Source organism: Billgrantia kenyensis (assembly GCF_013697085.1).
GTDB lineage: Bacteria > Pseudomonadota > Gammaproteobacteria > Pseudomonadales > Halomonadaceae > Halomonas > Halomonas kenyensis.
Genome location: NZ_JACEFT010000036.1, coordinates 20754 through 30817 on the forward strand (window position 1 = coordinate 20754; position 10064 = coordinate 30817).

Consider the following 10064-nt stretch of genomic DNA (forward strand, 5'->3'; position numbering starts at 1 on the left):
CCTTCATGGCACAAAAGTCGTTCGATCTCCTGCGCGCCCTGGCCATCGGCAGCCAGGCGCTGGGCTTCATCCTGATCATCACCCTAGAAACGGTGATGGGAGGCGAGGCCGCCCGACCCTGGCAGGGGGTGACGCTGGCGGTCATGGTTGCGTTTGCGCTGTGCCTGGCACTGGCCCGGCTCTACCGCCGTAACAAGGTTCGCAAGGCAATGGCGCGGCGCCTGGCGGACGACGATGACGAGTCCTGACTCCGGCGGTGCGGGCAAAGCCCGCGGTTGGAAGCTGGTGTTCTGTGCTGTACTCATGCTTCTCCTTCAGGGCTGTGCCGGTAACCAGGTGGTTCGTGAGCATGCGACACCGTTGCTACCTGCCGAGCGCGAGGCGACCTGGCTGGGACAATGGGCGCGCTTGAGTGGCTCGCAGCATCCGGACAAGAGCGGCTTCGCCCTGCTCTCCAGTGGCCAGGATGCCTTTAGCCTGCGGGTGCTGCTCAGCGAGCAGGCCGATCGGCGGCTCGATATCCAGACCTACCTGATGGGTGACGGGCAGACGACCCGGGTGCTGCTGACTCGACTGCTGGCGGCCGCCGAGAGAGGCGTCGAGGTGCGACTGCTGGTCGATGATATCGGTGCGGTAGGTCAGGGTCGAACACTGGCCGCGCTCGACACGCATCCCAATGTCCAGGTCCGCGTCTATAACCCCCTGGGCTTTGCACGAGGCACCTTGACCGGCAGGGTGCTGGCCTCGGCACCCCAGGCCGCCCGCCAGCATCGCCGCATGCACAACAAGCTGTGGATCGCCGACGGAGCCCTGGCCATTGTCGGTGGGCGCAACCTGGGCGACGAATACTACAGCGCCAGTGAGCCGCGTAACTTCACCGACCTGGATCTGCTCACACTTGGCCCCGTGGTGGACTCGCTGTCACACAGTTTTCACCTCTACTGGAACCACGGGCTGGCCCAGCCCATCGCTCGCTACCATCGCGCCGACCACTCGGCCTGGCGCCAGCTGCAGGCGTCACTCGGCGACTGGTTCGAGGCCAATGCCGGCTCCCCCTACTTCGCCGACCTGCGCCAGCGCTATGCCGATATCGAGCAGGGGCCCCTGGTCGGCAGGCTGCACTGGGGGGAGGGGGTCGCCCTGTGGGACCCCCCGGGCAAACCGGCCTGGCATGGCCGGCCTGCCTTCGAGCGAACCATGGCCGGGGCACTGTACGAGACGCTCGGCCAGCCCAAGGAAAGCCTCGTGGTGGTGTCTGCCTACTTCGTGCCCGGCAGGCTCGGTACGCAGCTGCTGAGCGAAATGGCCGACAGCGGTGTCGCCGTGGATGTCTTCACCAACGCCCTGGAGGCGACCGATGTGCCGATCGCTCATGGTGCCTACCAGGTGCGCCGGCAGGAGCTGCTCGACAGCGGGGTGGGCCTCTACGAATTGCGTGCTGAAGGGGAACCCGACGACGGCATTGCCTTCGGCGTGGGCTCATCGGCGTCCGCGCTGCATATCAAGGCGCTCGGCATCGACGACGAGCGGGTGTTCATCGGTTCACCCAATGCCGATCCTCGCTCCGTATGGTGGAATACCGAAGTGGGCGTTGTGGCAACTAGCCCCAGCTTGGCTGCCGAGCTGCAGGAGTTGATTGCCATCGGCAAGTCGCCATCGCTGAGCTACCGGGTGAGTGCTGCCGAAACGGGAGGACTTGATTGGCATACCGTGTTGCAGGGGGAGTCGGTGCGGCTGACGCGTGAACCGGGTGGATTCTGGCGTCACCTGGGGGCCGCGCTGGGGCGCATCGCCTGGCTGGAGCCCCTCCTGTAGGGCGTGGCCCGGCCGCAAGCCGGAGCAGTAGCCTCAAGGAGTCGAGCATGACACAACCGTTCGAGGAAAATCAGACCGACACTCCAAGCTCGCCGCGCCTGGAGCGCCTGCGCCTGCTGGCGCTGCTTGGCGGCCCCTTGCTGGCGCTGGTGCTGATCTGGATCGATCCGCCTGCGGACATGCCGCCGGCCGCCTGGCAGGTGGTGGCGCTCACTGCCTGGATGGCAGTGTGGTGGGTGGCGGAACCCGTGCCCATTGCGGTGACAGCTCTACTTCCCGTGGCGTTGCTGCCCCTCTTGGGCACCAATACTATTTCCGAGGCGGCTGCGCCTTACGCCAACCCGCTGATCTTTCTGTTCCTGGGTGGATTTCTACTGGCTGAGGCGATCCAGCGCTGGGGCCTGCATCGGCGCATCGCGATGCTGGTGTTGAGGGGCTGCGGGCATCGGCCGCATCAACTGGTGGCGGGCTTCATGATGGCCACGGCGGGGCTCAGCATGTGGGTCAGCAATACTGCTACCGCGGCGCTGATGGTGCCCATCGGCGTATCGGTGCTGCGGCTGCTGGAGCGCCGCGGCGGAGTGGGGGCCAGTCGCCACATGACGCTGACGCTGCTGCTGGGCATCGCCCTGGCCGCCAACATCGGTGGCATGGGGACCTTGATCGGAACGCCCCCCAATGCCCTGCTGGCCGGCTTCATGGCCGACAACTACGGGATCGAGATCGGCTTTGCCGAGTGGATGCTGTTTGCTTTGCCTCCCGCGCTATTGCTGCTCGCCATGTCGTGGTGGCTGCTGACACGGGTGGTCTACCCCTTGCCGCGTGAGCCGATTCCCGGCGTGGCCAGCCTGCTGGAGGAGCAGGCGCGCGACCTGGGGCGCATCACCGCCCCTGAGCGACGCGTGACAGTGATCTTCCTACTGGTGGCGCTGGCCTGGGTCACGCGGCCGCTGCTGCAGAACCTGCTGCCGAATGTCGAGCTGACGGATGCCGGTATCGCGGTCATCGCCGCCATCATGCTCTTCGTGGTACCGGCCCGTCTGAAGGAGGGGCGCTTCCTGCTCGACTGGAACAGTGCGCGCAACCTGCCCTGGGGCGTGCTGCTGCTGGTCGGTGGTGGCCTGAGCCTGGGTACCGCCATCGAGAGCAGCGGGCTTGCAGCCATGGTGGCCCAGGGGCTCTCCGCCTTCGGTGAGTGGCCGGTATGGAGCCTGGTGGCGATGACCGTGGTGGTGGTCATGCTGATGAGCCATGTCACCAGCAATACGGCCACGGCGGCTGCCATCCTGCCACTGACGGCTTCATTGACCGTCAGCCTGGGTGCCAGCCCGTTGCTGCTTACCATCCCGGTGGCCATGGCGGCGAGCTGCGCCTTCATGCTGCCGGTTGCCACGCCGCCCAATGCCGTCGTCTTCGCCAGCGGCAAGCTCACCGTCCTCGACATGATGCGCGCCGGTGCCATCATCAGCCTGGTGGCGATCCTGACAATCCTGCTCTTTTTGCATGCCCTGGCCATGCCGGTGCTCGGCTTCGGCTGGGCCGGCTGACTGGCTCCCTCTCCAGCAGCGGCTAGGCTTAATCAAGGGTGCCGAAGGGGCGCCATGACAAGGGGAGGGAATTGCCATGCATCACACGATCCTGGTTCCGCTGGACGGCTCGAGCCATGCCGTGAAAGCGTTGACCATTGCCGCGCAGCTGGCGCGCGCATCTTCTGCCGCACTCTATCTGTTGCATGTCACCGAGCTGCCTGACGATATCGGCATCCTGGCCGGATCCACCGGTCAGCCCTTCACCGAGGAGCGCCGTCAGGAGCTGGCCCGGCAGAGTGAACAGCAGGCCAGGGAGGCGATCGACAACGCCCGGGAGGCCGTCGACCTCTCCGGCCTGGAAGTGAAGGAGCTGATCCGGGAGGGGCGGCCGGCCGATACCATACTGAGTCAGGCCGCCGACATCGGCGTGGATGCCATTGTCATGGGTAGTCGTGGGGTGAGCGAACTCAAGGGGATGCTGATGGGAAGCGTTTCCCACAAGGTCACGCATGCCGCAGCGTGCACCGTGATTACCGTGACCTGATAGTGGCTTTCATGCCGGGGAGTCGGCGCTGCCTACTCGGTTGCGTCCCGCTCGCTTGGCTCGGTACAGCGCACCGTCGGCGCGTGCCAGCAAGGTGTCTGGATCGTCGCCGTGGCGATATTCGGCGATGCCGAGGCTGATGGTGATCGCCAGGCCTTGCAGGCGGGTCTCGGCCACTTGCTGGCGAAGTCGCTCGGCAAACACCGATGCTCCCTGCGTGGAGGAGTCCTGCAGCAGGATGGCGAACTCCTCGCCACCCCAGCGTGCCATCAGGTCGGTGCTGCGCAGGGTCTGGCTGGCCAGCGAGGCCAGGCGCTTGAGGATCGCATCCCCCGTGTCGTGACCATGTTGGTCGTTGACCGATTTGAAGCAGTCGATATCGAACAACAGCAAGGTGAAGGTGTTGTTGTTGCGCTCGGCCTGGCCTATCGCACGGCGCATGGCCTCATCGAAGGCCCGGCGATTGTAGGCGCCGGTCAAGTGGTCGCGGGTGGCCTGTTGCTCGAGCTCTTCCTCCAGGCGCTTGCGTTCGGCGATGTTGTGAAATACGGCAATGAAATTTCGTATCTTGCCGGCCTGGTCGTACACGGCGGTGATCGACTGCCACAGCGGATAGATGTCACCGTACTTATTGCGGTTCCATATCTCGCCCTGCCAGTGGCCGGTCCCGAGTACCGTGTCCCACAGCCTGGCGTAGAAGCGCTTGTCGTGCCGGCCTGACTTGAACAGGCGCGGTGTCTGCCCGATCACGTCTTCCGGCAGGTAGCCGGTGATGTCGGTGAAAGCCTGGTTGACGCGCTCGATGCGCATCTCCGGGTCGGTGATCAGGGTAGCCTGGCCGGTCTGGAACACGCTGGCGAGCAGGCGTAGTTCCTCCTCCTGGCGCTTGCGCTCGGTGATGTCCTCCTTCACCGCCACGAAGCGCACGATCCGGCCCGTATCGTCGCGCACCGGCGTGATGGTCTCGGCTTCCCAGTAGAGCTCGCCGCTCTTCTTGCGGTTCTGCAGTTCTCCGCGCCATACCTTGCCGCTGCGCAGGGTCTGCCACAGGTCGCGGTAGACCTCATCGGGAGTCATGCCCGACTGGATCATTGCCGGTGTCTTGCCGATCAGCTCCTCGCGGGAATATCCGGTGACTTCGAGGAAGCGCTGGTTGACGTACTCGATGTGTCCTTCGGTGTCGGTGATGGCGGTGGCGGCAGGGCTCTGCTCCACGGCGATATAGAGTTGATAGAACTTGGCCCGTAGCGTGTCGAGGTCGATCTCGGGCCAGTGGGAACCGAGCATGGCATGTTCGACGTTGCCATGCGCTGTTTCATGCTCGCTGTTGTCCACGAGCACCCTCCATACGAGTAGGGACTTGCTCTCTGGCAAGTCTCTTATGGTTTTGCTTGTATTCCTTGGCTTGAATCACTTGTCCAGCGGGCGTCTGGCGACCCCGGTCGCGCAGCATAGCGTCTTTTCGCCGCACCTTCACGCCAAAGTTGGCTGGAGCGGAGGGATCAGGAGAGCTATGTCTGGGGGCAGGCTAGTTCAGTGATGGGTTGCCAAGTCGCTGTTGCATGGAAAGCGCGGCTTCGGCAGCCGGCTGCGGTTCATGCATGTGGTACATCGTCACGTCGACAGGATAGCGGGCGATGCCGGTGCTCACCGTGATGCGAAACTTCTGGCCAGCAAGAGTGAAAGGAGAGCTGACCGCAAGGTTCTTGTCGGCGACATGGCTTCTTGGAGCCAGCTCAGCCAGCCGAGCATGTCCAATACGGCGAGTGATATCAAGCTGACCAGGAGGGCGCGCCAAACACATTAGATCCCTTCTACTTCAATGCCACGCTGGGCGAGCCACGCCTTGCGCTGCTCATAGTCCGGCATGGCTCGCTCGAGGCGGCGCCAGAAGGCCGGGGTATGGTGGGACTCGCGTAGGTGGACGAGCTCATGGACGACCACGTACTCGGCGATGTGCCGGGGCAGCAGGATGGTCTTCCAGTGAAAGTAGACCCGGTTGCCTTTACCGCAGGAGCCCCAACGGTAGCCTAGGTCTTGCACCTTCACGCCAGCGGGCTCGACGCCCATCCGCCGTGCGTGATCCTTCACCCTGGCGGTGAGCCAGTCGCTGGCGCGGGCGCTGTACCAGCGGACGAAGTGCTCTCGGGCGTCGGCCAGGGCATCCTCGCGCAGTTGAAAGTGTCCAGCGACGAGTTTGAGCGGGGCGTCCTGGGCATCGCTGGCCACTCGCTTTAGTCGGTAGCTGCGCCCCAGGTAGAGGAAGCCCTCGCCGTTGACGTACTCCTTGTGGGGCAGCCGGCGGCGGCGCTCGGCCTTCTCGGCCAGCTTCTGGTAGATCCACAGCCGTTTCTCGATCACGAAGTCGCGCAGGAGCTGCTCGTTGGTCCCGCGGGGCGCGGCGATGACCAGCTCGCCGTCGCGGTCCACGGTGATCTCCAGGGTCTTGCGGCGCGAGCTCTCGCGCACCTCCAGGGTCAGATCGTCAACGGCGAGCTGTGTCATGCGTTCACCAGCTTGTCGTGATTGCTGCGGGCGAGCTCGAGCAGTCGTTGAGCCACCTCGCTGGCCTGGTCGAAGGGCACGAGGCGCTTGAACATCAGTGTGGAGAAGAGATGCTGGCGCAGCGCTTCCTGGTCGGGAATGTGGGAGGGCTTCCAGAAGTCGGGGATAGCGATCTCCTGCTGGATCAGCCCGACCAGCTCCTCGGTGGCCTCGAGCAGCTTCTGGGCGCTGGCTTCGTCCAGCTCCTCCACGGAAAGGCGACTGCTGGCCACCAGCAAGCGCCAGAAGGGCTCGGCGTGGGCCGGCATCTCGGGAATCTCTTCCCCCTCCACCCGGGCACCGTCGCGCAGCTGCTGGATGAGTGTCTTGAGCGCCTCCACCTGCTCGGCCCACTGACCATCGAGCTGCTCCAGTAGCTCTTCCAAGCGCTCGCTGAGCCGGCCATATTTCACCGGGTCCTCGTCCAGGTGCTTGCGAACGTGGGAGCGTACCGCGTGCTCCATCTCCGAGGCCTTGGCTCGGTCACCCACTTGGCGGCCTAGGTGCTCATCGAACTCGGCGTCGGTGAGCTGCACCGGCGGGATGCGCGGGTCGATGCCCAGCGAGATCACGTAGTCGTCGATCAGCTTGCGCACCTTGTTGCCGATATCACGGCCGAGCTCCGGGGTGTCCTTGTAGCGGTTGCGTGCCAGGGCATGGATATAGGCCAGCCGTTTGGCATCGTTGACGAACTCGAGCCCCTCGGGGCGCGGCAGCACGTCGTCCAGGCCGCGGTTGAACTCCTTGAGCTTGACCACGAACTCGGCGCGCACCCGCTCGTCAGCGAGCGCCTGCACCGCCTCCTCGGTGTCGTCCAGATCATCCACCCCCTGGCCGCGCAGCACGTCGATTACCCGCAGGTGGCGGTCGCGCAACAGGGGGATCTCGTCCTTGAGGCTCTGAAGGGCGCCCTCGATGTCCTCTTCGCTGTAGGCGGCCAGCGCTTCCTTGAGGTGGTTGGCCACGCCGAAGTAGTCCACCACGATGCCGTGGGTCTTGCCGTGGCCGGTGCGGTTGACCCGGGCGATGGCTTGCAGTAGCTCCGCTTCGCGCAATGAGCGGTCCAGGTACATCACCCCCTCGATGGGGGCATCGAAACCGGTCAGCAGCATGCTCTTGACGATCAGGAAGGCCAGCGGGTCGTGCTTGGCCGGGTCCTTGGGGGTTGCCCCGTTCAGCGGCGGCAGCGACTTCTTGAAGCGCTTGATATGGTTCTCGACGGCGCCGCGGTCGCTCCACCGAGCCCAGGCCGAATCATCGTTATTGCCGCTGCTGAACACCACGGTGAACTCCAGCTCGCCCAGCACCTTACGGTAGCGCCAGGCCTGGATCGCTGCCTTGACCCGGGGTGGCCGCGTCAGCAGTTGGGTATCGTCCAGGGCCTTGTCTTCGGGGGAGAGCGCCAGCGCCTCCTCCAGCAGCTCGGCTCGCGCCGTCTCCAGGGCCTCGTAATAGCGCAGAGCCGCTCGGCGGCTGTAGGCCACCAGTTGTGCCTTGTAGCCGTTGGGGAGGATATGGGTGACATAGTGGCGCAGGATGTCCTGGGCCTTCTCCTGGATCAGCTGTGGCGCCTCGAAAATCTGCCCCTTGGTGGCGTACTTCTTCTTGATCGCCTCCAGCTCTTCCTTGCTGTGGTCGCGGAACAGGTCCTCGAACAGGCCGTCGAGGCTGGCGCCGTCCTTGATCGCCCCCTTGGCGGTGCGCCCCTCGTAGAGGATCGGGACCGTGGCGCCGTCCTGCTCCGCCTCCTTGATGGTGTAGCGGTCGATGTACTCGCCGAAAATATCGTGGGTGCGTTTCTTGTCACCCATGATGATGGGCGTACCGGTGAAGCCGATGCGGGCAGCGTTAGGCAGGGCGCGCATCATGTTGGCGTGCAGGTCGCCAGCCTGGGTACGGTGGGCCTCGTCCACCAGGATCAGGATCTCCTCGCTGGTGTTGAGTACCTCGAAGGGCTCGCTGAGAGCGGGCTTCTTCGGCGTACTTGAGGAAGCAGAGGCACCCCGTTCGGCAGCGTCACGGCGACCGCTATCCAGTCCACTTTCGTCGCGCGCATACGTCTCACCGGCTTCGTTTTCGTCGTCGGCGTCCGGGTCGCGATACTTCTGGATGGTGCCGAACACCAGACCGGGGCCGTCGCGGCCCAGCAGTTTCTTGAGCTGGGCAGTATTGCCGGCCTTCTCGACGCTCTCACCGGTGAGCTCGGCGGTGGCGGAGAGCTGGGCCTGGAGGTCCTTCCGGTCGGTGATCACCACCACCTTGAAGCGGCGCAGCGCCGGGTCGGTGCGCAGCTTGCGCACCAGGAACACCATGGAGAGACTCTTGCCGCTGCCCTGAGTGTGCCAGACGATGCCGCCACGGCGGTCGGCCTCGCCGTCCTGGCGGCGGGTTTTGCCGCTCTTCAGGCGCTCGACGGCCCGGGTGACGCCCCGGAACTGCTGGTAGCGGCAGACCAGCTTGATGGTCTGGCCGCCGAGGTTCATGAACAGGGTGTAGTGGCGCACAATATCGAGCAGGTTGGCCCGGGTGAGCATGCCGGCGATCAGGCGCTGCTGGGCTGAAAGATCCGCCACCCCCAGGTCGATGGCCACCTCCGCTTCGCGCATCGGTGCTACCGTCTTCCAGCTCAGGTAGTGGGCGAAACGGGCGCCGATGGTGCCTACCCGGGCCTCGTCGAAGCTGCTGGCCACCAGGAACTGGCTGGTGGCGAACAGCGCAGGTGCCCCTTCATGCTCGCCGACCTCGTCCTCCAGAAAGCGCTGGTCGTGATAGCGGCGCAACTGATCCACCGCCTGGCTAATCCCCTCCGGCACGCTGCGGCTCTTGCACTCCACCACCACCAAAGGGATGCCGTTGACGAACAGCACCAGGTCCGGAATCACGTGGCCCTTGGCGCCATCGTGGCCGGGGGGGCACTTCATCTTGAACTGGTTGACCACCGTGAAGACGTTGTTAGTGGGCTTGTCCCAGTCGATATAGCGCAGGGTCTGGCCGCGGCCGCCGTCCCAACCCTCCAGCCCTTCTACCGGCAGGCCGTTCAGCAGCAGCTCGGTGGCCTGCTGGTTCGCCTCTAATACCTTGCTGGCCGGCAGGCGAGTGATGGCTGCCACCGCCTGGTCCAGGCGCGTCTCATCGAGCCAGGGTTCGCCGTCGCGCAGGTTGATCTGGCGCAGCCGCTCGCGTAGCAGCGGCTCCATCACCACTTTGAAGTGACCCCCTCCAGAGCTGCACAGGCTATAGTGCAGCCATCAGGAGGACGAAATGAGCAACGAACCCACCGTCAAACGCTGGACCGCCAAGCGCAAAGCCGCTGTGGTCATGGACATTTTCAAGGGCAAGACCACGGTCGCCGAAGTGGCTCGTGAGCATGATCTCACCGTCTCCGGGGTCGAAGGTTGGATCGAGGAGGCCCAGCGCAACATGGAGAACGGGTTCCGGGCACGCCCCAAGGACATTCGCGAGCAGTATGAGTCCGAGCTGAGGGAAACCAAGGAGGCACTGGGCGAGGCCCATCTGCAGATCTACGCACTAAAAAAATTCAAGCGCCTGCTCGACGAGGACGAGAACTCGTAAAGTCGCTGCAGGCGGAAATGGCCCAAGCGGGCCATGTGGTATCACTCGTCAAGCTGTGC

At 64.7% G+C, this 10064-nt stretch carries 8 protein-coding genes; 5 read left to right on the plus strand and 3 right to left on the minus strand.

The window, feature by feature from the left end:
• The first annotated feature begins 5 nt into the window (after positions 1-5).
• The 4 genes from H1D44_RS18590 to H1D44_RS18605 all read left to right on the plus strand — a co-directional run bounded on the left by H1D44_RS18590 (position 6) and on the right by H1D44_RS18605 (position 3888).
• Positions 6-248 (plus strand): hypothetical protein, encoded by a 243-nt coding sequence (locus H1D44_RS18590; protein WP_181516772.1) that lies wholly within the window; start codon positions 6-8, stop codon positions 246-248.
• A gap of 55 nt (positions 249-303) precedes the next feature.
• A complete protein-coding gene (locus H1D44_RS18595) occupies positions 304-1815 on the plus strand; it encodes a phospholipase D family protein (RefSeq protein ID WP_181516773.1) in 1512 nt (503 codons plus the stop codon).
• A gap of 47 nt (positions 1816-1862) precedes the next feature.
• On the plus strand, positions 1863-3362 hold the full coding sequence (locus H1D44_RS18600; RefSeq protein ID WP_181516774.1) for an SLC13 family permease: 1500 nt from the start codon (positions 1863-1865) through the stop codon (positions 3360-3362).
• A gap of 76 nt (positions 3363-3438) precedes the next feature.
• On the plus strand, positions 3439-3888 hold the full coding sequence (locus H1D44_RS18605; protein WP_181516775.1) for a universal stress protein: 450 nt from the start codon (positions 3439-3441) through the stop codon (positions 3886-3888).
• Positions 3889-3897: 9 nt separating this feature from the next.
• Here H1D44_RS18605 and H1D44_RS18610 read toward each other — a convergent pair whose 3' ends face one another.
• From H1D44_RS18610 to H1D44_RS18620, 3 genes are all read right to left on the minus strand, one after another.
• Complete coding sequence (locus H1D44_RS18610) at positions 3898-5223, minus strand: diguanylate cyclase (protein WP_181516776.1); 1326 nt, start codon at positions 5221-5223, stop codon at positions 3898-3900.
• 468 nt (positions 5224-5691) lie between these two features.
• Positions 5692-6393, minus strand: coding sequence for a M48 family metallopeptidase (locus H1D44_RS18615; protein WP_181516777.1), 702 nt, complete (start codon positions 6391-6393; stop codon positions 5692-5694).
• Positions 6390-9629 carry a type I restriction endonuclease subunit R gene (locus H1D44_RS18620; RefSeq protein WP_181516778.1) on the minus strand — a complete coding sequence of 1080 codons (3240 nt, stop codon included), beginning with the start codon at positions 9627-9629 and terminating at the stop codon, positions 6390-6392. The genes H1D44_RS18615 and H1D44_RS18620 overlap by 4 nt, the downstream gene beginning before the upstream one ends.
• A 64-nt stretch (positions 9630-9693) precedes the next feature.
• Between H1D44_RS18620 and H1D44_RS18625 the strand changes: the two genes are divergently transcribed.
• Positions 9694-10005, plus strand: coding sequence for a DUF1153 domain-containing protein (locus H1D44_RS18625; RefSeq protein ID WP_181516779.1), 312 nt, complete (start codon positions 9694-9696; stop codon positions 10003-10005).
• Positions 10006-10064 lie beyond the last annotated feature (59 nt).

Bases quoted from the DNA above. Each gene is read 5' to 3' on its own strand.
- H1D44_RS18590 (WP_181516772.1), top strand. From the start codon at position 6: ATGGCACAAAAGTCGTTCGATCTCCTGCGCGCCCTGGCCATCGGCAGC.
- H1D44_RS18595 (WP_181516773.1), top strand. From the start codon at position 304: ATGCTTCTCCTTCAGGGCTGTGCCGGTAACCAGGTGGTTCGTGAGCAT.
- H1D44_RS18600 (WP_181516774.1), top strand. From the start codon at position 1,863: ATGACACAACCGTTCGAGGAAAATCAGACCGACACTCCAAGCTCGCCG.
- H1D44_RS18605 (WP_181516775.1), top strand. From the start codon at position 3,439: ATGCATCACACGATCCTGGTTCCGCTGGACGGCTCGAGCCATGCCGTG.
- H1D44_RS18615 (WP_181516777.1), bottom strand. From the start codon at position 6,393: ATGACACAGCTCGCCGTTGACGATCTGACCCTGGAGGTGCGCGAGAGC.
- H1D44_RS18620 (WP_181516778.1), bottom strand. From the start codon at position 9,629: ATGGAGCCGCTGCTACGCGAGCGGCTGCGCCAGATCAACCTGCGCGAC.
- H1D44_RS18625 (WP_181516779.1), top strand. From the start codon at position 9,694: ATGAGCAACGAACCCACCGTCAAACGCTGGACCGCCAAGCGCAAAGCC.